Consider the following 22,952-nt stretch of genomic DNA (forward strand, 5'->3'; position numbering starts at 1 on the left):
ACGATCCGCCATGAACTGCCACCCTTTGCGGCGGTGCTGCACCGTAGCCCTTGACGCGGTCGGCGCGTTGGTCCATGTGGAGACGGAGTCCGGCTCCGCCCCGGCGATGAGAGGAGAGGTCCCTTGTTGCACCTCGGCACGGCGACCGGATCGCGAACGACCGCGACGACTGGGACGGCGGCCACCACGGCGACGACAGGCAGCACGGCATCCGCCGAGGGGGCCGGCGCTCCCGGCGCACCCCCCGAGCCCGAACCCTGCGATCTCGTGACCGTCCCCGCCCGCCAGGGCCTGGAGGCCGTCGACATCCTGCGGCGCGGCGCCGACCAGGAGGCCGTCGGGCCGGTCCTCCACGACGGGGCCTGCGCCACCCTCGGCTTCCTGGTCCCCCCCGGCACCGCCGAGGCGTGGGACGTGCCGGGCAGCGCCTGTACGCAGACCGACGGCCGCGGGCTGCGCATCCCCGCCGAGCCGCCGGCCCCGGGCAGCGGCTGGCTGCTGCCGCCCGCCGACGACACCCCGGTCACCGACCCGGCGGTGCTGCGGGCCGCGCTCGACCAGGCGGCCCGTCTGATCGAGGCGGCCGACAACTGCCGCTGAGCGGCGCCGGTGGCCCCGGAGCTCATAATGGCCGGGACGGCGGGCGTCCCGGCCCGTCCGTCACGGCCGGTCCCCGACCGGTCCCGGACACGATGAGCAGGGACGAGGAGCAGTGGCACGTCGAGGAGCGGCCGGTGGCGCGGGCGACCGCAAGCAGCGCGCGGACCGCAGGGCCGACCGCAAGGCGGCACGCGGCTCCGAGCGCCCGGGAGGCAACGTCACCGAGCCGGTGGACGGCGGCCTCGCCGAGCTCGTACCCGACCGGGAACGCCGGCGCGCCTGGACCCTGACGATCGACGGCGCCCCGCAGTCCCATGTGGACCTGGACGATCCGACGTACCTCTCGTTCGAGTACCAGCGCCGGATCGGCCACATCGCCGACCTGGCCGCGCCCCCGGGGCAGCCGCTGCACGTCGTACATCTGGGCGGCGGGGCCTTCACCCTCGCCCGGTACGTCGCCGCGACCCGCCCCCGCTCCACCCAGCAGATCGTCGAGGTGGACGCCGCGCTCGTCCAGCTGGTGCGCCGGGAGCTGCCGCTGGACCCGCAGGCCAGGATCCGGGTCCGCGCCACCGACGCCCGCGCCGGGCTCGGGAAGATCCAGGACGGCTGGGCGGACCTCGTCATCGCCGATGTCTTCAGCGGGGCCCGTACCCCCGCCCACCTCACCAGCACCGAGTTCCTCGCCGAGGTGCGCCGCGTCCTGAAGCCCGGCGGGAGTTACGTGGCCAACCTCGCCGACGGGCCGCCGCTGGCCCATCTGCGCGGCCAGATCGCCACCGCCGCGGCCGTCTTCCCCGAACTGGCGCTCGCCGCCGACCCGACCGTGTTCCGCGGCCGGCGCTTCGGCAACGCCGTGCTGCTCGCCTCGGACGTGGTGCCGAAGACCGCGGAGCTGACGCGCAGGGTGGCGACCGATCCGCACCCGGGACGCGTCGAACACGGGCGGGCCCTGGCCGACTTCACCGGCGGCGCGGCCGCGGTGCACGACGCGGACGCCCGGCCTTCACCCGCGCCGCCCGCCACCGCCTTCGACTGAACTCCGCCCGGGGGAGTACCGCCCCGATGTGCCGCGAGGCTTCACGACTTCACGATCTCGACCTGCGGCGGATGGTCGTTCCAGGTGCAGAAGACGGACACCGTGGTGCCGTCGTCCTTGGCGAAGTTCACGCGGATCCAGGTCGTGTTCGACCAGACCTGCACCGACCAGCCAGGCTCCGGGGTGGCCGACACCAGCTTCGCCGAGTCCGCGCGGAGGTCGAAGACGATCCGGCCGCCGTCCGTCCCGTAACTCCTCACCGTGCCCGACGCGGTAGCCGTCACCGTCGGCCGCGGCGTACCGGCCGGGGTGCGTGACGGGGTCCGTGACGGGGTCCGTGACGGGGTCGCGGACGGCTTCGGGGTGACCCGGGGGGTGGCGTGGGGCGTCTTCGACGGGGACGGTTCCGGGCGGTGCGTCGAGGACGACAGGGTCTCGGCGCTGCCCCGGTCGCTCCGGGCGCCCGCCGCGATCGGCACCGCGCGCGGCGGGTCGTACGCCGTGCCCGCCATCACGGTGTGCACACCCCACCACGACAGCGTGACCGCGGCGCCGGTGGCGAGCGACCACGCGAGCGCGTGTACGAGACCTCTTCGCATCGGCCACATCCTGCACTACGGCCCCGTGCGCTGTCCTCACTACGGCCACCGGGCGGACCGCACGGGTTCCGATGGCGTACGGTGCCGCCCATGCCAAGTGTGCTCGTGGTCGAGGACGACCAGTTCGTACGTTCCGCCCTCATCCGGCACCTGACCGAGGCCTCCCACACGGTACGGAGTGTCGGCACCGCGCTCGAAGCGCTGCGCGAGGTCGCCCACTTCCGGTTCGACGTGGTCATCCTCGACCTCGGGCTGCCCGACCTCGACGGGGCCGAGGCGCTGAAGATGCTGCGCGGCATCACCGACGTGCCGGTCATCATCGCGACCGCGCGCGACGACGAGAGCGAGATCGTCCGGCTGCTCAACGACGGCGCCGACGACTACCTGACCAAGCCGTTCTCCGTGGAACACCTCTCGGCCCGCATGGCCGCCGTGCTGCGCCGCTCGCGGGCGGCCGGCCAGGAGGCCCCGCCGTCGCGCGTCATCCAGGTCGGCGGGCTCTCCATCGACCCGCTACGGCGCCAGGCCGAACTCGACGGCGCCGAACTCGACCTCACCCGGCGCGAGTTCGACCTGCTCACCTTCCTGGCCGGTCGGCCGGGCGTCGTCGTCCCGCGCAAGGAACTCCTGGCGGAGGTCTGGCAGCAGTCCTACGGGGACGACCAGACCATCGACGTCCATCTCTCCTGGCTGCGCCGGAAACTGGGCGAGACCGCAGCCCGGCCCCGCTATCTGCACACCCTGCGCGGCGTCGGCGTGAAGCTCCAGCCGCCCGCCGCACCCCCGGAGCAGCCCGCATGAGATGGGCCCTGGTCAAGGTCTGCCTGGCCGTCACCGCGATGGTCGTGATCGCCTTCGCCGTCCCCCTCGGCCTCGTCATCAAGGAGATGGCGCGCGACCGCGCTTTCTCCGACGCCGAACGGCAGGCCGCGACGATCGGTCCCACGCTCTCCATCACCACCGAACGCACCGAGCTGGAAACGGCCGTCCTCACCACCGAACCCGGAGCGGCGGGCCGGATGGCCGTCCACGTCCCCGCGTCCGGCGAGGCCGACGGCGTGGCGGTGGAGATCGGCATCCGGCGTGCCACCCGCAAGGACCTGGAGACCGTACGGAAGTCGGGGCGCGCCTCCATCACCGAGGTGGCGGGCGGCTCCGCGCTGCTCCAGCCGACCTCGCTGGGTTCCCGGGGCACCGTCGTCGTCGAGGTGTTCGTGCCGGAGGACGAGGTCTCCAACGGTGTCGCCACCGCCTGGCTGATGCTGGCGGGCGTCGGCATCGCGCTCGTCGTCGGCTCGGTCGCGGTGGCCGACCGGCTGGGCGTACGCATGGTGCAACCGGCCCGGCGGCTGGCGAGTGCCGCGCAGGACCTGGGGGAGGGGCGGCTCGGCACCCGGGTGCCGGAGGAGGGGCCGACCGAACTCCGGTCAGCCGCGACGGCGTTCAACTCCATGGCCGACCAGGTCGTCCAGCTCCTCGCCAACGAGCGCGAACTGGCCGCCGACCTCTCGCACCGGCTGCGCACCCCGCTCACCGTGCTCCGGCTCAACGCCGCCTCGCTCGGCGAGGGACCGGCGGCCGAACAGACCCGGGCGGCCGTCCAGCAGCTGGAGCGCGAGGTGGACACGATCATCAGGACCGCCCGCGAACAACGCCCCCAGCCCCAGGGGCCGAACGGCGGTCCCGGGGCCGGCTGCGACGTCTCCGAGGTGATCCGTGAGCGGATGGACTTCTGGTCCGCGCTGGCGGAGGACGAGGGCCGCGCGGTGCGCCTGGCGGGAGTGGACCGTACGGTACGCATCCCGGTTGCCCGCCCCGAACTCGTCGCCGCACTCGACGCCCTGCTCGGCAACGTATTCCGGCACACCCCGGAGGGCACCGCCTTCGCCGTCGACGTCCACCACAGCGGGGACGCGGTGATCGTGCTCGTCTCGGACGCGGGCGGCGGCATAGCGGACCCGAAGGCCGCACTGGCGCGCGGCAGCAGCGGGCGCGGCGGTGCGAAGGGCGCGGTGGGCTCGACCGGTCTCGGCCTCGACATCGTCCGCAGGGTCGCCGAGTCCACCGGGGGCGACGTGCGGATCGGGCGCTCGGTGCTCGGCGGCACCGAGGTGCGCATCTGGATCGGGCTCGACGGGCAGCGGCCGCAGCGGCGCGGGCGCGGCCACCGGGTGGGGCGGCAGCGGCGCGGCGCCCTCCGCCGGAGCGCGGCGCTCCGATTCCGGTCCGGCGCGGGCCCCCGCCTTTAGGACGTCCGGCCGCGGGGGCCGGAGCCGCCCCGCGGCCGGACGCTCTTAACCGGCGCCGATGCCCTCCTTAAGGCAACCCTAAGAACATCAACTCCGTTCCGGATCGCGCGTTTTGTCGGTTTGCGGGCGGCTAGCGTGCTCCCGCATCCCCACTTCCGTATGACGAGGCAGGAACGCGATGGGCACCAGCACGCACCGGCGCACGGCGAGCACCAGGACCAAGGCGATCGGCGCGGTCGTCGCCGCGGCCGTGATCGGCGGGACGGTCTTCGCCCTCACCGGCACGGCCCAGGCGGCGGCGGTCGGCGCCGCGTACACGAGGACCAGTGGCTGGACCGGCGGGTACACGGGGCAGTACGTCGTCACCAACGACACCGACCGGGCCAAGTCCGGCTGGACGCTCGAATTCGACCTGCCGGCGGGCACGAAGCTCAGCTCGCTGTGGAACGGCGAGCACACGGTCAGCGGCAACCACGTCACCGTCAAGCCCGCGAGCTGGGACAAGGAGCTCGCCGCCGGGAAGTCCGTCACCATCGGCTTCGTCGCCAGCTCCGACGGCACGGCCGCCGACCCCACCGGCTGCCTCATCGACGACGCCGCGTGCTCCGTCGACACCGGCGCGACGCCGGAACCGAGCGGCCGCCCCACCGAGCCGGCGACCCCCACCCCCACCGCCCCGGCCACCCCCACCGAGGAGCCGGCCCCCACGCCGACGCCCACCGAGACCGGCAGCGGCGGCGGCACGGCGAGCGGTGCGGGCTTCGCCCCGTACGTCGACACCTCGCTCTACCCGGCGTACGACCTGGTCGACACCGCCACCCGGACGGGCGTGAAGCAGTTCAACCTCGCCTTCATCACCTCCGGCGGCAGCTGCGCCCCGCTCTGGGGCGGGGTCACCGGGCTGGGTGACGACCACGTCGCCTCCCAGATCGGCGCCCTGCGCGCGGCCGGCGGCGACGTCCGGGCCTCCTTCGGCGGAGCCTCCGGCTCCGAACTCGCGCTGAACTGCACGTCGGCCGCCGACCTGGCCGCGGCCTACGGCAAGGTCGTCGACACCTACAAACTGACCAAGGTCGACTTCGACATCGAGGGCGGGGCACTGCCCGACACGGCGGCCAACTCCCGCCGCTCCCAGGCCATCGCCCAGCTCCAGAAGTCCCACCCCGGCCTCGACGTCTCCTTCACCCTGCCGGTGATGCCCGAGGGCCTGACCCAGCCCGGCGTGGACCTGATCGCCGACGCGAAGAAGAACGGCGTGGACGTCGGTGCGGTCAACGTCATGGCGATGGACTACGGCGCCTCGTACAGCGGCGACATGGGCACGTACGCCATCCAGGCCGCGACGGCCACCCAGGCCCAGATCAAGGGCGTGCTCGGCCTCTCCGACGCGGACGCGTGGAAGGCCGTCGCCGTCACCCCGATGATCGGCGTGAACGACGTCAGCACCGAGATCTTCAAGGTCGAGGACGCCACCCAGCTGGTCGCCTTCGCCAAGGAGAAGGGCCTCGCCTGGCTGGCGATGTGGTCGGGCACCCGGGACAAGGAGTGCGCGGGCGGGGCCAAGCCATCCGCGGACGCCTCGTGCAGCTCGATCGCGCAGGAGCCGCTCGCCTTCACCAAGGCGTTCGGCGCCTACAAGTAGCCACCTTCCCCCGCCCGTGCATCCCGGCCGGCCCCCACACTCCCCCCACCCGGCCGGGATGCGCGCCCCATGCGCGGGCCGTACGGCGTTACACCCGTGCCCGGTTCACCGCCGACAGCACCGCCGCCGCCGACGCGGCCACGCCCGACGCGTCCCGGCCCGCGCCCCAGCACACCCGCTCGCCGATCCGGCACTCCGCGTACGCGGTCACCGTCCCCCCGGCGGCCCCGTGCCCGGCGGCTCCGTGCTCCGCGAAGTCGAGGACGGCGACCCGCACCCCGGCCGCCTCCAGCGCATGCGTGAACGCCGACACCGCACCGCCGCCCGTGCCCTCGTAGTCCCCCTCGCGGCCGTCCACCCGCAGGGTGCAGACGAAGCGGTGCTCACCGGCCGGGCTGCGGTCCGTCGACCAGGACGCCAGGGCGATCGAGCCGTCCCGCCCGGGAGTCAGGTACGTCGCCTCGAACAGGTTCCACAGGTCCTTCGGCGTGGCCTCCAGACCGCTGTCGTCCGTCGCGTCCTGCACCGTGCGGGAGAAGTCCGCCCGCATCCCCGCCGGCAGGTCCACACCGTGGTTGTTCCGCAGCAGGTGGGCGATCCCGCCCTTGCCGGACTGGCTGTTGACCCGGATGACCGCCTCGTACGTACGTCCCACGTCCGCCGGGTCGATCGGCAGGTACGGCACCGACCACAGCGGCGAACCGCTGTCGGCGTGATGCGCGAAACCCTTGCTGATCGCGTCCTGGTGGGTGCCCGAGAACGCCGTGTACACCAGGTCGCCGCCGTACGGATGGCGCGGTGGCACCGGCAGCCGGTTGCAGTGCTCGACCGTGCGGCGGATCTCGTCGATGTCCGAGAAGTCGATCATCGGGTCGACGCCCTGAGCGTGCAGATTGAGGGCCAGGTTGACCAGGTCGACGTTGCCGGTGCGCTCCCCGTTGCCGAACAGGCAGCCCTCCACCCGCTGCGCCCCCGCCAGTACGGCGAGCTCCGCGCAGGCCACGCCCGTACCGCGGTCGTTGTGCGGATGGACGGAGAGGATCACGGAGTCACGCCGGTCCAGATGGCGGTGCATGTACTCGATCTGGTCCGCGTACACGTTCGGCGTCGCGATCTCCACCGTGGCCGGCAGGTTGTGGATGACCGGCCGGTCCGGCGAGGCGTCCCACAGCTCGGTCAGACTGTTGCAGATCTCCAGGACGTAGTCCGGTTCGGTCAGGACGAAGACCTCGGGGGAGAACTCGAACCGGATGTCCGCCCCGGGCCGCGCCCGCACCAGCCGGTCCATCTGCCGGGCGGCGTCCAGCACCACGCCGTGCACCTCCGCCCGGCTGCGGCCGAGGACGACGTCCCGCCAGACGGGCGCGGTCGGGATGTAGAGGTGGACGACCACCCGGTCCATCCCCGCGACGGACGCGAAGGTCCGCTCGATCAGCTCGGGCATGGCCGGGGTGAAGACGACCACGGTCACGTCCTCGGGCACGGCCCCGCTCTCCGCCAGATGCCGTACGAAGCCGAAGTCGGTACGGCTCGCCGACGGATAGCCGATCTCGATCTCCTTGTAGCCCATCGCGACGAGCAGATCGAACATCCGGCGCTTGCGCGGGGTGTCCATCGGTTCGGCCAGGGCCTGGTTGCCGTCCCGCAGGTCGACGGGGACCCAGAGCGGGGCGCGGTCGATACGGGCCTGCGGCCAGCTCCGGCCCGTCAGCGGGACGTCGACACGGTCGAACGCCGGACGGTAGCGGTGCGACGGCATCGAGCTGGACCGCTGCGGGTTCCAGTGCGGGGCGGTCCGGGGCACGGGCCCGCGGGGCGTGCAGATCGTAGGGAAGCTGTGCATCGGTGACAGACGCTGGGACATGGAAAGGGTCTCTTCTCGCATCGCCGGATGCGACCGGCACAGCACGGCACCCCGCGGCGGGGTGCCGATCGCTTCAGGCCCCGCCGCGGCAGCCGAGAAGAAGGAGACCGCGGTACGTCATGGCCGGTACAGTAGCCAGAAACCAAGTCCTCAGACAACCTGACAGGTGAGTCCCGTGTCGTCGCTCGGCCCGCTCCGCCCCAGCCCCCTGGTCGAACAGGCCACGCGTCATCTGCGCGCACAGATCACCGAGGGGCACTGGCCGGTCGGCACGAGGATCCCCGGCGAGACCACCCTCGCCAAGACGCTCGGCGTGGGCCGCTCCACCGTGCGCGAGGCGGTGCGTACGCTCGCCACGCTCGGCCTGCTCCAGTCCCGCCAGGGCGCCGGCGTCTTCGTCATCGCCGACCACGCGACGGAGGAGTGGCCGGTCCGGCTGCGCCGGGCCGCCGTCACCGACGTCTACGAGGTGCGCATGCTCATCGAGGTGCAGGCCGCCCGGCTCGCCGCGCAGCGCCGCACCGACGAGGACCTGATCGCCCTGGAGACGGCCCTCGCGGCACGGCGGGCGGCGGGCGCGGGGCCGGACGACGCGGGCTTCGTGGACGCCGACATCGCCCTGCACCGGACGGTCGTGGCGGCCGCCCACAACCCCGTACTCACCGATCTCTTCGCCGAGTTCGCCCCCGCGCTGCGGCAGGCGCTCATCGACCTGGTGGAACTCCTCGGCCTGCGCCGCGGCGACCCCCAGCACGGTGACGCGCAGCACCTGGCGCTGGTCACCGCCGTCGTGGCGGGCGACGCGGAGGGGGCCGGGCGGGCGGCCCAGGCGGAGTTGCGGCACACCCTGGACCGCCTGCGCACCGCCTGAGCGGCCCCGTCAGGCCGCCCCGGCCCCCGAGTCCCGCCACTCCTGCGCGTACTCGTCGAAGATCGCCCGCAGCTGGTGGCCGATCTTCAGATAGTCCAGGTCGTCCAGGTTGGCCAGGGAGACCCGGACCGACCACTGCGGACCGTCGAAACCGCCGCCGTTGAGCAGCACCACGGACGTCTGCTCGGCCAGCCGGAACAGCGGGTCGACGGGCTCGTAGTTCTGCTCCAGATAGTCGGCGAACTCCTTGCCCAGGGTGCGCTCCGCCTCGGCCAGCAGGTCCAGCTCGATGTAGTACGAGGCCCGCTTGGGATCCTCGGAGATCTTCATGTGTGCGCCCTCCAGCAGGAGTTCGAGGCGCTGTTGCACGATGGCACGGATCCGCTTCTTGTACTCCTGGCCCTCGTCCAGCATGTCGAACAGGGAGAAGAGCGTCATCATCACCTGCTGCGGCAGCGACAGGCCCGCCGTGTGGTTGAGCGCCACCTGACGGGAGTCCGCGACCAGCCGGTCGATGAACCGCATCCTCTCCGGGTGCAGGGACAGCGTCCCGTACCGCTTGCCCAGCCGCGCCTTCTCCTCGGCGCTCTGCGCGGCCAGCAGATCGTCGATCACGTTGTCGTCGTGCAGTCCGATGACACCGAGCCGCCAGCCGGTGGCGCCGTAGTGCTTGGAGTACGAGTACACGAGCAGGGAGTTGCGCGGCAGGTCGGCGGCGAGCGAGCGGAAGCCCTCGACGAAGGTCCCGTAGACGTCGTCCGTCACCACGATCAGGTTCGGGTTCTGCCCGGCGACGATGTCCACGATCTGCTCGGCCACCTTCGGGGCGAGCGCGAGGGACGGCGGATTGCTCGGGTTGACGCAGCAGACCATCCGGACGGAGGGGTCGGCCAGCTTGGCGATCTCCTCCGGCGGATAGCGCCACTGCCGCACCCCGGTCTCGGTGAACAGGTTCGCCTCGACGTGCACGACGTCGAATCCGTACGTGTCCAGCTCGGGGATCTCCAGGTACGGGGTGAACACCGGCACCATCAGGGCGATCCGGTCTCCCTTGCGCAGGATCCCGTTCTTCAGCAGTGAGTCGAAGATGTAGCACATCGCGGCCGTGCCGCCCTCGGTCGCGAACAGGCTGAGGTTGTGCCCCTCCGGCGGCCGGTGGTCGAACATCTCGTCGGCCACGTACCCGCGCACGATCTGCTCGACGTGCGGCAGGATCCGCCCCGGCACCGGGTAGTTGTCCCCGATCGAGGAGTCCGTCAGCTCGTGGACGAACGCGTCGGGCACGAATCCGAAGCGCTTGACCGCCAGGTCGATGGCCGCCTGCAGCAGCTCGATCCCGGGCAGCTCCGGATGCGTACGCACGAAATGGGCGAAGCGGTCCGCGCAGCCGTTCTCTTCCGGCATCCCGCCCAGGTTGTCCGCCGTCCAGACCCGGCGGGACTCGGCGATCGCGAAGTAGCCGAGTGCGTGGTACGCCTCCCGGGGGCCGGTGGCGACCCAGTTCGGGTTGCCGCGGCCCGCGTTCAGCATGGCCCGGGTCGTCTTTCCCTTCTGGCCGGGCTTGTCGCTCTGTTCGGACTGGGCGATGGCGATGAACTTGTCCTTCAGCTCGAACGGGCTGAGCTGGGCGAACGAGCGGATCTCCGCACGGCTGAGGCTGGCCTTGGGCATGTCTGCGCTCCCGCGGTTCAGTGGTTGAGGATGACGATGACGGCGCCCCATACGGTCAGCAGCACATTGCCGACGGCGTACGGGATCGTGTAACCGAGCGTGGGGATCTGGGACTTGGACGTCTCGTTGACGGCGCCGATCGCCGCCGTGGTGGTCTGGCCGCCGGCCAGCACCCCCATCAGGATCGGGAATCTGATCTTCTGGATGTAGTGCCCCACCAGGAATCCGACGAGCAGCGGGACGACGGTGGCGACGGCCCCCAGGAGCAGCAGGCCCCAGCCCGCCGACGACAGACCGCTGGTGAAGCCGGGACCGGCGTTGATGCCGACCACGGCGACGAACATGCACAGGCCCAGGGTGTCCATGAACCACTGGGCGCCCGGCGGTACGTTCCCGTACGTCGGGTACTTGCCCCGGATCCAGCCGAAGACCAGGCCCATGATGAGGCCGCCGCCCGAGGTGGAGAGCGAGATCGGCACCCCGCCCGCAGTCAGCGCCGGAATGCCGATGCAGCCGCCGAGGAAGATGCCGAGGCCCACCCAGACCATGTCGGTCGCGAAGCTGGTCGGCACGGGCTTGCCGAGTTCCCTGCCCGCCGGGCCGACCAGCCGCTCCGGCCCGCTCAGTACCAGCGTGTCGCCGCGCTCCACCTGGGTGGAGAGACGGAAGGGGAACTCGGCTCCCGCCCGGTAGATCTTGTCGACGTACACACCGGCCATGAACGGCTCCCGGCGCAGCTGCTCCACCGTCCGGCCCAGCTGCGCCTTCTCGGACGCCACCACGTGCAGGGTCTCGGTCCGGTAGCCGAGCAGCGCCACGTCGTCGGCCTCCGGGCCCACGTGGGTACGGGCGTCGAAGTCCACCAGGTCGTGCCGCAGCGCGCTGACGGCGATGGTGTCACCGTCCCGCAGCACCAGGGACTGCTGCTGCGGGAGGATCGTCCCCTCCCGCCTGACCTGGGTGATGTAGACGCGGCGGCCGAGCGCCTGCTGTTGGGACTCGAAGTCGGCGATGCTGCGTCCGACGAGGTCGTGGCGCTCGACCGTGTAGGCGCGCAGCACGGTCTCGTAGTAGCCCTCGCCCTCGTCCGGGTTCTCGTCCGGGGCGTCCAGTTCGGCGGCCAGCTCCGCGCTCTCCTTGGCGAGGTCCCTTCGGTAGAGCCGGGGCAGCACATTGGCGAGGAGCATCGCGCACAGGATGGTGCCGAGCGGATAGGTGACCGCGTAGCCGACCGCGACCAGGTTCTGTTCGGACTTCACCTGGGCGTCGGAGAGACCGGGGAGGGTGCCGATGGCGTCCTGGGCGACACCGATGGCCGCCGACTGGGTGAGCGCGCCGCTCATCAGTCCGGCGCCGAGCCCGGGTCCGTACCCGAGGATCACGGCGAAGAGCCAGGAGATCAGCAGCCCGCTCACGCAGACCACGACGGCGTTGACGACCTGTGGCAGCCCGTCCTTCTTCAGCCCCCGGAAGAACTGCGGACCGACCCGGTAGCCGAGCGCGAACAGGAACATGATGAAGAAGAGGTTCTTCACCGTGCCGTCGATCTGGACCTTGAACTGCGCGCCCAGCACCAGTCCGGCGACCAGACAGCCGGTCACGGCGCCGAGCGCGATCGCCTTGTAGCGGACCTTCCCGAGCAGGAACCCCAGTGCGACGACCAGGAAGACCAGCAGTTCGGGATGGGGCGTGAAGATGTTGCGGTTGAGGAAATCGATCATTCAGGCTCCCAGGATGCCGACGAGGATGGGACCGGTCAGAGGCAGCAGGAAGTTCGAGAGGGCGTACGTGATCGTGTAGCCGAGTAGGGGGACCGAGCTCTGCGCCACCTGGGTGATGGAGGTGATCGCCGGGGTCGAACACTGCTGGCCCGCGATGGCGCCGATCAGCAGCGGCTTCTCGATGTGCAGGAGCTTGAGCCCGACGATCAGGGAGACGGTCGCGGGGATCAGCACCATGGCGATCCCGGCGAACGGCAGCAGCGCGCCGTACTCCTTCAGCAGCGGCCAGGCCTGGGGCCCGGCGGTCAGCCCGGTGCAGGCGATGAAGACGGCGAGGCCCAGGTCCTTCAGGGTGTTCGCGGCCTGCGGAGGGAAGGCCCCGAAGGTCTGCTTGCGGGAGCGGAACCAGCCGAGGAGCAGGCCGGAGACCAGGCAGCCGCCGCCGGTGCCGAGCGACAGCGGGATGTCGCCGACCCGGACGACGACCTGGCCGAGCAGGGAGCCCAGCACGATGCCGAGCCCCAGGTAGATGAAGTCCGTCGCGTCGTTCTTCACGACCGCGCCGATCTTCGCGACGAGCCTGTTGAGCCCGGAACGGGCACCGACCAGGGTCAGTACGTCACCGCGCTCCACCGTCGTCTCGGCCGAGGCGGGCAGATGCTGGTCGTTGCGCAGCACGTCCGTGATGTACACGCCGTCCCGGCGGAACTCGGGGTGGTCCTGCTCCAGCTGGGCGATGGTCGACCCGGCGGTGGCCTTCTCGGTCACCGCGACCTGACGGGTGGCCAGCGGGGTGTCCAGGCCGGGCACCGAGGGGGTCTCCGGGCCGATCTCCCGGCCGGCCTCGATGATCCCGCGCCGCCGGCCCACCAGCTGGACCAGGTCGCTCAGGGTCAGTTCCAGATCGGGGGAGGGGTCCAGCAGGACGCTGCCGCGCTTGACGCCCTCCACCGTGACGGTCCCGCCCAGGGACGCCTCCAGCTCCCCGATCCGGCGGCCGTCCGCCGTGGTCACCAGGAACGTACGGCCGACCGTCCCGGGCAGCGCCTCGCGTTCGTCGGACTCCAGGCCGCGGACTCCGCCGCGCATCTTCTCCCAGAGTTCGCGCGAGGCGTCCGCGAGGTTGATGCGCAGCAGCATCGGCATGATCTGGCTGGTGTACAGCACGATGGTGACCAGGCCGAAGAGGTAGCAGACGGTGTACGCGGTGGCGACGTGCCCCTGGTACTGGGTGATCTGCGCGGCGGTCAGGTCGTCGAGCTTGCCGATGGCCTCGGTGGCCGTACCGACGACCGCGGACTCGGTCGCCGCGCCCGCCAGGATGCCGGAGGCGGTGCCCACGTCGAGGTCGAACGCCTTGGCGAGGCCCAGGGCGATGCCGAGCACACAGACCAGTTCGATCGCGCAGAGGGCGAAGAAGCGCAGGCTCTTGCGGTTGAGGTTGGCGAAGAACTGGGGCCCGGCCAGATAACCGAGCGAGAAGATGAACAGCGCGAAGAAGACCGTCTTGACGTCCTCGTCGACGGTGACGTGCCGGGTGCCGATCAGCAGCGAGACGATCAGTGTGCCGCAGATTCCGCCGAGCGTGATCGGACCGACGCGGATCTTTCCCACGAGGTATCCGAGGGACAGGCAGAGGAAGAGAGCGAGTTCGGGGTGGTCGCGGACTACTCCCACCGGACCTCACCCATCCGAAATGACATAAGTGATCATTAGGTGCATAGGGGTGAAAGTAACAGCGGCTGCGGTGGGCGGCACGTCCGATTCGCGCGCGCCGCGCGGGGAGATGCGGGATCGGCGCGGGGCGGGGTTCCGGTCATGGGCCGGGCTGTCGTTTCGGCCAGCGATCGGTCCTCGGGTTCGGGGAAAGAACGCGGAGGTGCCCCGGAGGGCCCCCGCGACGCGGTGCCCCGTTCACCTTCCGGCGGGCCCTGCGGGAGGAAACGGGGGTGGCGGGGGCGGTTTCCGGGGGATTCCGGAAAACCGGCGCGATCGTGGCGGCTTCCCGCCCCCTCCTGCGTGATCCGTACCCAACAAGCCCTCTGCCTGCAGGAATTCGGGAACGGGTCGATCCGCAACCTCTGTTCGCGCGCTTTGGCAAGCCTTCGGCCGGACACGGTCTCGTGACTTGCAGGACACGCTCGCGCAACGGAAGCGTCTTCAACTCTTGACACCCACCCCCCTGAGGCAGCAACCTTCCGACATCGACGCATGGGAGCGCTCCCACATCGCAAGAGGATTTCTCGCGCGAACGCACTGCCCGTGTCCTCCCCCCTGAACCATCCGGCACCCGCACTCACCAGCGCGTATGCCACGCAGTGAGCCAGTCCCACCCTGGAACAAGGAGTAGTGGAATGCGTATCACCCGCACAGTCGCCGGTCGGAGCCGCAGAGTCGCGGTTCTGGCCACCACGGGCCTCACCGCCTCGGCCCTGCTGCTGACCGGCTGCGGCAGTGACTCCGACTCGTCGGACGACACGTCCTCCGATGCGAACGGGAAGATCACGCTGACCGTCGCCGACTTCGGGCAGTTCGGCTACAAGGAAGCCGGCCTCTTCGCGAAGTACCACGAGCTGCACCCGAACATCACGGTGAAGGAAAACACCACCGCGGATGAGAAGGACTACTACCCCAAGCTGCTCCAGCAGCTGAACTCGGGCAGCGGTCTGGCCGACGTCCAGGGCATCGAGGTCGGGCGCGTCAAGGAGCTCGTCGACACCAAGGCGGACCAGTTCGCCGACCTGAGCAAGGTCATCGACGTCACGCAGTGGGTGTCCTGGAAGGAGAAGCAGGCCACCACCAAGGACGGCAAGGTGATCGGCGCGGGTACCGACATCGGCCCGATGTCGCTCTGCTACAACACCGAGCTCTTCAAGAAGGCCGGCCTGCCGACCGACCGCAAGGACGTCGCCGCGAAGATCGCCGGGGGCTGGGAGGACTACCTCAAGCTCGGTGAGGAGTACAAGAAGAAGGCGCCCGCGGGCACGTACTTCATGGACTCCGCCACCGCGATGTTCAACGCCGTCGTCAGCTCGAACGCGAAGCAGTACTACGACGAGAACGGCGAGGCGATCTACAAGGACAGCGCCAGCGTCAAGCAGGGCTGGAACCTGGCCGCCGAGGCCGCGGACAAGAAGCTGACCCAGGGCCTCGCCCAGTTCAGCGACCCGTGGAAGGCCGCGCTGCGCAAGAGCACCATGGCCACCGTGGCCTGCCCCGCGTGGATGGCCGGTCAGATCTCGGTCGCCTCCGGTGACGCCAACAAGGGCAAGTGGGACATCACCACCGCCCCGGGTACGACCGCCGCCAACTGGGGTGGCTCCTTCCTCGGAGTCCCGACGGCCGGCAAGCACGTCAAGGAGGCCGGTGAGCTCGTCAAGTGGCTGACCGCCCCCGAGCAGCAGGCCGCCGTCTTCGAGGCGATCGGCAGCTTCCCGTCCAACAAGGGCGCGTACGACCTGCCCGACGTGAAGACCGCCAAGCTGGCGTACTTCAACGACGCGCCGATCGGTGAGATCTACGCGGACGAGGCCAAGTCCATCCCCGAGACGATCCTCGGCCCGAAGGACGGCATCATCAAGGACACCATCTCCAAGCAGATCACCAACATGGAGCAGCGTGGCACCGCGCCCGACAAGGCGTGGGACGCGGCGACCGAGGAGATCGACAAGGCGATCGGCTGACGTTCGCGGCAGCGGGCGGCCCCAGGGCCGCCCGCACCTGCGTGTCCCCACCCCATGGGGCGCCGGGGGCCGGGGAACGGCAGGCCTCGCGGAGGGCTTGCACGGGGCGACCGGGTATCTCCCGGCCGCCCCGTGGAAGCCCACCGCGCACGCTTGTGACCGACGCCCCGGCCCACCGGCCCGGCCCCGTACCCGGGTAACCAAGCAATCCAGGGAAGGACTCCCGCCCGTGGCCACCTCGACTCCCACCCGGGACGCATACACCCCGCCACCCCCGAAGAATCCGGTGAGCACCCGCCGGCAGACGTGGCGGAGCCGCCTCTGGCGGTTCGACGACAAGGCGTCGCCGTACGCCTACATAGCCCCGTTCTTCCTCATCTTCGGCGCCTTCGGGCTCTATCCGCTGATCTACACCGGCTGGATCGCCCTGCACCGGGTCGAGATGACCGGCCTGGACCAGATGGAATGGGTCGGCTGGGACAACTTCGACAGGATCCTGCACGACTCCGAGTTCTGGACCGCCGTCACCAACACCTTCCTGATCGGTGTCATGTCGACGGTCCCGCAGCTGCTCGTCGCGCTCGGCCTGGCGCACCTGCTGAACTACAAGCTCCGTGCCAGCACCTTCTGGCGGACGGTCGTCCTCACCCCCTACGCCACCTCGGTGGCCTCCGCGGCCCTCGTCTTCGCCCTGGTCTTCCGGGCCGACGGCGGTCTGCTGAACTGGGTGCTGCACTTCGTCGGCTTCGGTGACACCAACTGGGGCAACGGGCACTGGACGTCCAAGATCGCCATCTCCGTCATCGTGATCTGGCGCTGGACCGGCTACAACACCCTGATCTACCTGGCCGCGATGCAGGCGGTGCCCTCCGACCTGTACGAGGCCGCCTCGCTCGACGGCGCCTCGCGCTGGCAGCAGTTCCTCAAGGTGACCATCCCCTCGCTGCGGCCCACGATCCTCTTCACGATCGTCATCTCGACCATCGGTTCCATGCAGCTGTTCGGTGAGCCTCTCCTGCTGGAGGGCGGCAGCATCGGAGCGAGCGGGGGAACCGAGCACCAGTACGAGACGCTCAGCATCTACCTCTACAACTACGGCTGGAACCTGGGGCACCTCGGTCCGGCCGCCGCAGTGGCCTGGGCGATGCTCGCCCTCCTGCTGATCATCGCCGCGGTCAACTGGCTCATCGGCCGCTTCGTACGCAAATCCGCGGTCTGACCGGGAGCGAATTCCATGACCATCACCAGCCCCACCAAAGTCCCGGGCTCCGTCCTCCCGGCGCGCACCGCGCACCGCGCGCCGAAGCGCCCCAGCCGCTTCAAGCCCGGTGCCGGGCAGCAGCTGAAGGGCGGCCCGTTCGCCTACATCGCGCTGACCGTCGTCGGCATCGGCTCGCTGCTGCCGCTGTACTGGACCCTGGTGGCCGCGTCCCACACCCAGGACGAAGTACTGGCCTCCACCCCGCCGTTCCTGCCCGGCGGCCGGCTGTTCCACAACCTCGACGCCGCCTGGAACCAGGCCCACCTGGGCAAGGCGATCGTCAACAGCTTCATCGTCTCCGGCTGCATCACGCTGGCGACCCTGTTCTTCTGCACGCTGGCCGGATACGCCTTCGCCAAGATGCGCTTCCGCGGCCGCGGCGCGCTGATGACCGCCGTCATCGCGACCCTGACCATCCCGCCGCAGCTCAGCGTCGTCCCGCTGTTCATGATGATGTCCGACCTCGGCTGGGGCGGGAGCCTGGAGTCGGTGATCTTCCCGACCCTGGTCAGCGCGTTCGGCGTGTTCTTCATGCGGCAGTACCTGATCGAGGCGCTCCCGTACGAGCTGATCGAGGCCGCCAAGATCGACGGTGCGAGCAACTTCCGTATCGTGCGCAGCGTCGTGCTCCCGGTGGCGCGCCCCGCGATGATGGTGCTGGGCATGCTCACCTTCGTCCAGGCGTGGAACGACTTCTTCTGGCCCTACCTCGCGCTGAACCAGGAGAACCCGACCCTCCAGGTCGCCCTCGGCCAGCTGAAGGCGTCCTACACCCCCGACGAGAGCATCGTGATGGCCGGCGCGCTGATCAGCACGCTGCCGCTGCTCGCGGTGTTCGTCATCTTCGGCAAGCAGATCGTCGGCGGGATCATGTCCGGCGCCGTCAAGGGCTGACATTCCCGCGGTCACTTCTTCCCGGAACTCCCGTACGGCCCGTACCTGACCGCGGGTTGTACGGGTTCCGGAGTTCCACCCCCTTTCCCGCCCCTGTCCGTCCACCCCTGGGAGCGCTCCCGCATGACTGCCGTACGACCCGACATCGCCCCGAAGCAGGCGCCCGAGGCAACGCAATTCCCGACGGGCTTCGTCTGGGGGGCGGCGACCGCCGCCTACCAGGTCGAGGGCGCCGCTGCCGAGGACGGTCGCACCCCCTCCATCTGGGACACCTTCAGCCGTACGCCGGGCAAGGTCCGCAACGGCGACACCGGAGACATCGCCGCCGACCACTATCACCGCTTCCGCGACGACGTGGCGCTGATGAAGCAGCTGGGGCTGAAGGCCTACCGCTTCTCCATCTCCTGGTCCCGCGTGCAGCCCACGGGCCGCGGACCCGCCGTCGAGCGCGGCCTGGACTTCTACCGCAAGCTCGTCGACGAACTGCTCGAAGCCGGCATCGCTCCCGTCGCCACCCTGTACCACTGGGACCTGCCCCAGGAGCTGGAGGACGCCGGCGGCTGGCCCCAGCGGGTCACCACGGACCGCTTCGCCGACTACGCCGCGATCATGGCGGGCGCGCTCGGCGACCGGGTCGCGACCTGGACCACCTTCAACGAGCCGTGGTGCTCGGCCTTCCTCGGATACGGCTCCGGTGTGCACGCTCCCGGCCGCACCGAGCCCGCCTCCGCCCTGCGGGCGGCCCATCACCTCAACCTCGCCCACGGCCGGGCGATCGAGGTGCTGCGCGACCGGCTCCCCGCCGGCGCGCAGACCTCGGTCACCCTCAACCTGCACCAGGTCCGCCCGCTGACCGCGAGCGCGGCCGACGCGGACGCCGCCCGCCGGATCGACGCGGTCGGCAACCGGATCTTCACGGGGCCGATGCTGCGCGGCGAGTACCCCGAGGACCTGCTCGCCGACACCGCGCACCTGGTGGACTGGTCGAAGCTGGTCCAGGACGGCGACCTGGCCGCCATCTCCCGCCCCGTCGACGTCCTGGGCATCAACTACTACACGCCGACCCTGGTCTCCATGCCCGAGAAGGGCGAAAGCGGCTCTGGCAACGATGTCCACGGCGCCAGCGACCACTCCCCGTGGCCCGGCTCCGAGCACGTCGCCTTCCACCTCGCCGAGGGGAAGGCGCGCACCGCGATGGACTGGCCGATCGACCCCAACGGGCTCTACAACCTGCTGATGGACGTCACGCGCGACCACCCCGGCCTGCCGCTGATGGTCACGGAGAACGGCGCCGCGTTCGACGACTACGTCTCGCCCGAGGGGCGGGTGGAGGACCCCGAGCGGATCGCCTACCTGCACGGCCACCTCGACGCCGTGCAGCGGGCGGTGGCCGACGGAGCCGACGTGCGCGGCTACTTCCTCTGGTCGCTGATGGACAACTTCGAGTGGGCGTACGGCTATTCGAAGCGATTCGGCACCGTGTACGTCGACTACGCCTCCCAGCGCCGCATTCCCAAGTCGAGTGCCTACTGGTACTCCGACGTGATCCGCCGGCACGCGCTGCCGCAGGGCGGCCTTTCCTGACCGTTCCCGTCCCGGCGGCTCCTTCCGGCCGCACCACCCGCATCACCCGCACCACCACTGAGGCCCGGCCCCGTGCCGGGCCTCAGTCGTGTCCGCGGCCTTTTCCGTCGCCCCGTCGCCTCTACCTGCGGGACCCGCTTGACCACGCGCGTAGAGTGGGAGCGCTCCCACGGTTCGGCCGGGGAGCGCCCGACCGGTCCCGTTGAGTGTCAAGGGATCCAACACCAGGACTTGGTTTGGTTATCCGACTGTGAGAAATTGACCGCGAACGGGAGGCAGCCATGGCGGCAGCGCGAGTACGGAGCGGGGGCCGGCCCACGCTCGAAGAGGTCGCGGCGCGGGCGGGGGTGGGGCGCGGTACCGCCTCACGGGTCATCAACGGCTCACCGCGGGTCAGCGCGCACACGCGGGAGGCGGTGGAGGCGGCCGTCGCCGAGCTGGGGTACGTACCCAATCGCGCGGCCCGTGCTCTGGCCGGGAACCGGACGGACGCCATCGCGCTCGTCGTGCCCGAGTCCGAGAGCCGCTTCTTCACGGAGCCCTACTTCTCCGACATCGTCCGCGGGGTGGGCGCCGCTCTCGCCGACACCGAGATGCAGCTGCTGCTCACCCTCGTCGGCAGCGACCGTGAGCGCCGAAGACTGGCCCAGTATCTGACCGCGCACCGCGTCGACGGCGTACTGCTGGTCTCCGTGCACGCCGACGACCCCCTGCCCGATCTGCTGGAACAGCTCGGCATGCCCGCCGTCATGAACGGCCGCAGGTCCGCCACCGAGCCGCTGCCCTCGGTCGACTCCGACAACTTCGAGGGCGCCCGCGGGGCCGTCGAGCACCTGGTCTCGCGGGGCCGCCGCTCCATCGCCACCATCACCGGGCGGCTGGACGTGTACGCCGCCCAGCGGCGTCTCGACGGCTACCGCAAAGCCCTGGCCGACGCGGGCCTCGAACCGGACGAGCGGCTCATCGCCCCCGCGGACTTCTCCGAGGAGGGCGGCGTCCGGGCCATGCGCGAACTGCTCGCCCGCCGCCCGGACGTGGACGCGGTCTTCGCCGCCTCCGACCTGATGGCCGCGGGCGCCCGCCAGGTGCTGCGCGAGGCGGGCCGGCGCATCCCGGAGGACGTGGCCCTCGTCGGCTTCGACGACTCCTCCGTGGCCCGGCACATGGACCCCGCGCTGACGAGCGTGCGCCAGCCGATCGAGGAGATGGGCCGCGCGATGACCCGGGTACTCCTGGCCGAGATCGCGGGCGAGAACACCGAGCGCCCGCAGATCGTGCTGCCGACCGAACTGGTGGTCCGGGACTCGTCGTGAGGACGGGCCCGGGGGAGTCCTGGGGAGCCCGGGGGATGCCGCCGCCCCCCTTTCGCGTCCCCTGGCTGGGAGAGCGACAGGGGCGCCCTCCCGCGCCCGGCGGGGCTCTCGGCGCCCGTCCCGCGCCCGCCCCGCTCCCGGTTCCCGTGGGCAGCGCGAAGCGGTCCGCCCGGACCGGTGCGCGCTGCCGGTCACGGGGCCGGTACGGGGCGGCTCGCCCGGCCGCGTTCCCGCCGCGCTCCCCGGGGCCCGGTCCTTCGCCGTCCGGGCTCAGCGACGGGAACACCCGGGAGCACGTCGCGCGGACCGGGCACCGGCAACGCGTCACACGTCGGCAGCGGGCTCACGGAGAGAGGCCGGTCCGGCGGTGAGGAGCGCGGTGATCTCCCGGGCGGGCTCCGGGCCGAGCTCGCCCCACCCCTCCTTGTAGCCGTAGACGCTCGCCAGGGCGCGGGCCTCGTAGTCGCCGTTCATGATCTCGATGTCGCCCGTGGTGATGAGGGCCGGGTGGGCGACGCCGACGGCGCCCGATATCTTCAGCAGCTCCTTGCGCAGGGTGCGCAGATAGACGGCGGCCCGGGTGGCCTTCGAGGGCGCGTCGACGCCGCGCACCAGCCACGGGTCCTGGGTGGCGATGCCGGTGGGGCACTTGTCGGTGTGGCATTTCTGCGCCTGGATGCAGCCGATGGACAGCATCGCCTCACGGGCCACGTTGATCATGTCGACACCCAGGGCGAACGCGACGACGGCGTTCTCGGGCAGTCCGAGCTTGCCGGAACCGATGAAGGTGATGTCGTCCGTCAGCCCCCGCTCGGCGAACGTGCCGTAGACGCGGGAGAAGCCCATCCGGAACGGCAGCGACACCGAGTCGGAGAAGATCAGCGGAGCCGCCCCGGTGCCGCCCTCGCCGCCGTCGACGGTCACGAAGTCGACCCCGCGATCACCGCGGGCCATCAGCGTGGCCAGTTCCTCCCAGAAGCCCATCTCCCCCACGGCGCTCTTGATCCCGACCGGCAGACCGGTCGCGTCGGCGAGCAGTTCGACGAAGTCGAGCATCGAGTCGACATCGTGGAACGCGGAGTGCCGGGAGGGCGAGGCGCAGTCCTCACCGACCGGGATACCGCGGATCCCGGCGATCTCGGGAGTCACCTTGGCCCCCGGCAGCAGCCCGCCGAGCCCCGGCTTCGCGCCCTGCGAGAGTTTGATCTCTATCGCCTTGACCGGGGCGCCCGCGACCACGTCCATGAGCTTGTCGAGGCTGAAGGTGCCGTCCTCGTTGCGGCAGCCGAAGTACGACGTCCCGATCTGGAGGATGAGGTCGCCGCCGTTGCGGTGGTACGGCGAGAGGCCGCCCTCGCCCGTGTTCTGCATCGCGCCGGCCAGCGCCGCGCCCTTGTTGAGAGCCGTGACCGCCGGGCCGGACAGCGATCCGAAGCTCATCGCCGAGATGTTCACGACGCTCGCCGGCCGGAACGCCTTGGCGCGCCCGCGCGGGCCGCCCAGCACCTTGGCCGAGGGCAGCGGGCTCTGCGGGTCGTGCAGATCGGGCAACGCGCCGGCGAACGTCCGCTGCTTCACGTACGCGTGCCCCTGCACGTGCTCGACGTCCATGTCGGTCCCGAAGCCGAAGTAGTTGTTCTCCTCCTTCGCGGACGCATAGATCCAGGTGCGCTGGTCACGGCTGAACGGGCGCTCCTCCTCGTTGGACGTCACCACGTACTGCCGCAGCTCCGGCCCGATCTTCTCCAGCAGGTAGCGGGCGTGCCCGACCACGGGGAAGTTCCTGAGCAGTGCGTGCTTCCTCTGGGCGAGGTCGCGGGCAGCCACCAGCGCCACTGCTGCCGCGGCGGCCGCTCCGATACTCCGGGCGCGCATGAACGTTCCTCTCGTCGACTGCTCGGTCCGACTCCGACGCTGAGCGGCGGAGGTCGTGGCGTTGCGCGGCGGACGCGGTGAGTCAG

17 protein-coding genes are annotated in these 22,952 nt (G+C 70.9%); 11 read left to right on the plus strand and 6 right to left on the minus strand.

Annotated elements, in window-relative coordinates:
* Positions 1-126 precede the first annotated feature (126 nt).
* Both ACGFZA_RS31535 and ACGFZA_RS31540 read left to right on the plus strand, forming a co-directional pair.
* Positions 127-600, plus strand: coding sequence for a hypothetical protein (locus ACGFZA_RS31535; RefSeq protein WP_385278566.1), 474 nt, complete (start codon positions 127-129; stop codon positions 598-600).
* Between the two features lie 112 nt (positions 601-712).
* Positions 713-1,639: a spermidine synthase gene (locus tag ACGFZA_RS31540; protein ID WP_385278337.1), complete on the plus strand. Its 927-nt coding sequence runs from the start codon at positions 713-715 to the stop codon at positions 1,637-1,639.
* A gap of 41 nt (positions 1,640-1,680) precedes the next feature.
* On the opposite strand, the gene ACGFZA_RS31545 is transcribed toward ACGFZA_RS31540, so the two are convergent.
* On the minus strand, positions 1,681-2,238 hold the full coding sequence (locus ACGFZA_RS31545) for a hypothetical protein (protein ID WP_385278335.1): 558 nt from the start codon (positions 2,236-2,238) through the stop codon (positions 1,681-1,683).
* 90 nt (positions 2,239-2,328) lie between these two features.
* On the opposite strand from ACGFZA_RS31545, the gene ACGFZA_RS31550 reads away from it, so the two are divergent.
* The 3 genes from ACGFZA_RS31550 (at position 2,329) to ACGFZA_RS31560 (ending at position 6,129) form a co-directional block, all read left to right on the plus strand.
* Entirely contained in the window at positions 2,329-3,039 is a 711-nt protein-coding gene (locus ACGFZA_RS31550; RefSeq protein ID WP_385278333.1) for a response regulator transcription factor, read from the plus strand.
* A complete protein-coding gene (locus ACGFZA_RS31555; protein WP_385278331.1) occupies positions 3,036-4,487 on the plus strand; it encodes an ATP-binding protein in 1,452 nt (483 codons plus the stop codon). The genes ACGFZA_RS31550 and ACGFZA_RS31555 overlap by 4 nt, the downstream gene beginning before the upstream one ends.
* A 178-nt stretch (positions 4,488-4,665) precedes the next feature.
* Complete coding sequence (locus ACGFZA_RS31560) at positions 4,666-6,129, plus strand: cellulose binding domain-containing protein (protein ID WP_393683579.1); 1,464 nt, start codon at positions 4,666-4,668, stop codon at positions 6,127-6,129.
* A gap of 88 nt (positions 6,130-6,217) precedes the next feature.
* Here ACGFZA_RS31560 and ACGFZA_RS31565 read toward each other — a convergent pair whose 3' ends face one another.
* Entirely contained in the window at positions 6,218-7,993 is a 1,776-nt protein-coding gene (locus ACGFZA_RS31565) for a 2-isopropylmalate synthase (RefSeq protein WP_385278327.1), read from the minus strand.
* Positions 7,994-8,168: 175 nt separating this feature from the next.
* Between ACGFZA_RS31565 and ACGFZA_RS31570 the strand changes: the two genes are divergently transcribed.
* Entirely contained in the window at positions 8,169-8,864 is a 696-nt protein-coding gene (locus tag ACGFZA_RS31570) for a FadR/GntR family transcriptional regulator (protein WP_385278325.1), read from the plus strand.
* A gap of 9 nt (positions 8,865-8,873) precedes the next feature.
* On the opposite strand, the gene ACGFZA_RS31575 is transcribed toward ACGFZA_RS31570, so the two are convergent.
* The 3 genes from ACGFZA_RS31575 to aspT (ACGFZA_RS31585) are packed head-to-tail and all read right to left on the minus strand — an operon-like array spanning position 8,874 to position 13,933.
* Positions 8,874-10,535 carry a bifunctional aspartate transaminase/aspartate 4-decarboxylase gene (locus tag ACGFZA_RS31575; RefSeq protein WP_393683582.1) on the minus strand — a complete coding sequence of 554 codons (1,662 nt, stop codon included), beginning with the start codon at positions 10,533-10,535 and terminating at the stop codon, positions 8,874-8,876.
* A 17-nt stretch (positions 10,536-10,552) separates the two neighbouring features.
* Entirely contained in the window at positions 10,553-12,256 is a 1,704-nt protein-coding gene (aspT, locus tag ACGFZA_RS31580; protein WP_393683584.1) for an aspartate-alanine antiporter, read from the minus strand.
* Positions 12,257-13,933, minus strand: a complete 1,677-nt coding sequence (gene aspT / locus ACGFZA_RS31585) for an aspartate-alanine antiporter (RefSeq protein ID WP_393683586.1) — start codon at positions 13,931-13,933, stop codon at positions 12,257-12,259.
* A 677-nt stretch (positions 13,934-14,610) separates the two neighbouring features.
* Between aspT (ACGFZA_RS31585) and ACGFZA_RS31590 the strand changes: the two genes are divergently transcribed.
* The 5 genes from ACGFZA_RS31590 (at position 14,611) to ACGFZA_RS31610 (ending at position 20,991) form a co-directional block, all read left to right on the plus strand.
* On the plus strand, positions 14,611-15,939 hold the full coding sequence (locus tag ACGFZA_RS31590) for an ABC transporter substrate-binding protein (protein WP_385278318.1): 1,329 nt from the start codon (positions 14,611-14,613) through the stop codon (positions 15,937-15,939).
* A 229-nt stretch (positions 15,940-16,168) separates the two neighbouring features.
* Positions 16,169-17,158 (plus strand): carbohydrate ABC transporter permease, encoded by a 990-nt coding sequence (locus ACGFZA_RS31595; protein WP_385278316.1) that lies wholly within the window; start codon positions 16,169-16,171, stop codon positions 17,156-17,158.
* Between the two features lie 15 nt (positions 17,159-17,173).
* Entirely contained in the window at positions 17,174-18,094 is a 921-nt protein-coding gene (locus tag ACGFZA_RS31600; RefSeq protein ID WP_385278314.1) for a carbohydrate ABC transporter permease, read from the plus strand.
* Positions 18,095-18,217: 123 nt separating this feature from the next.
* The gene (locus ACGFZA_RS31605) at positions 18,218-19,678 is read left to right on the plus strand and encodes a GH1 family beta-glucosidase (RefSeq protein ID WP_385278312.1); all 1,461 of its coding nucleotides are present in this window, start codon (positions 18,218-18,220) and stop codon (positions 19,676-19,678) included.
* Positions 19,679-19,959: 281 nt separating this feature from the next.
* Positions 19,960-20,991: a LacI family DNA-binding transcriptional regulator gene (locus ACGFZA_RS31610; protein WP_385278310.1), complete on the plus strand. Its 1,032-nt coding sequence runs from the start codon at positions 19,960-19,962 to the stop codon at positions 20,989-20,991.
* Positions 20,992-21,315: 324 nt separating this feature from the next.
* Here ACGFZA_RS31610 and ACGFZA_RS31615 read toward each other — a convergent pair whose 3' ends face one another.
* Positions 21,316-22,866 carry an FMN-binding glutamate synthase family protein gene (locus ACGFZA_RS31615; RefSeq protein ID WP_393683590.1) on the minus strand — a complete coding sequence of 517 codons (1,551 nt, stop codon included), beginning with the start codon at positions 22,864-22,866 and terminating at the stop codon, positions 21,316-21,318.
* Positions 22,867-22,952 lie beyond the last annotated feature (86 nt).

The sequence above is a fragment of the Streptomyces sp. NPDC048211 genome, from assembly GCF_043202315.1.
Lineage (GTDB): Bacteria > Actinomycetota > Actinomycetes > Streptomycetales > Streptomycetaceae > Streptomyces.

What these genes read in the sequence shown, in the direction of transcription:
- ACGFZA_RS31610 (WP_385278310.1), top strand. Translation starts at nt 19,960, where the DNA reads ATGGCGGCAGCGCGAGTACGGAGCGGGGGCCGGCCCACGCTCGAAGAG.
- ACGFZA_RS31550 (WP_385278333.1), top strand. Translation starts at nt 2,329, where the DNA reads ATGCCAAGTGTGCTCGTGGTCGAGGACGACCAGTTCGTACGTTCCGCC.
- ACGFZA_RS31560 (WP_393683579.1), top strand. Translation starts at nt 4,666, where the DNA reads ATGGGCACCAGCACGCACCGGCGCACGGCGAGCACCAGGACCAAGGCG.
- ACGFZA_RS31555 (WP_385278331.1), top strand. Translation starts at nt 3,036, where the DNA reads ATGAGATGGGCCCTGGTCAAGGTCTGCCTGGCCGTCACCGCGATGGTC.
- ACGFZA_RS31545 (WP_385278335.1), bottom strand. Translation starts at nt 2,238, where the DNA reads ATGCGAAGAGGTCTCGTACACGCGCTCGCGTGGTCGCTCGCCACCGGC.
- ACGFZA_RS31600 (WP_385278314.1), top strand. Translation starts at nt 17,174, where the DNA reads ATGACCATCACCAGCCCCACCAAAGTCCCGGGCTCCGTCCTCCCGGCG.
- ACGFZA_RS31605 (WP_385278312.1), top strand. Translation starts at nt 18,218, where the DNA reads ATGACTGCCGTACGACCCGACATCGCCCCGAAGCAGGCGCCCGAGGCA.
- ACGFZA_RS31590 (WP_385278318.1), top strand. Translation starts at nt 14,611, where the DNA reads ATGCGTATCACCCGCACAGTCGCCGGTCGGAGCCGCAGAGTCGCGGTT.
- ACGFZA_RS31575 (WP_393683582.1), bottom strand. Translation starts at nt 10,535, where the DNA reads ATGCCCAAGGCCAGCCTCAGCCGTGCGGAGATCCGCTCGTTCGCCCAG.
- aspT (WP_393683584.1), bottom strand. Translation starts at nt 12,256, where the DNA reads ATGATCGATTTCCTCAACCGCAACATCTTCACGCCCCATCCCGAACTG.
- ACGFZA_RS31565 (WP_385278327.1), bottom strand. Translation starts at nt 7,993, where the DNA reads ATGTCCCAGCGTCTGTCACCGATGCACAGCTTCCCTACGATCTGCACG.
- ACGFZA_RS31615 (WP_393683590.1), bottom strand. Translation starts at nt 22,866, where the DNA reads ATGCGCGCCCGGAGTATCGGAGCGGCCGCCGCGGCAGCAGTGGCGCTG.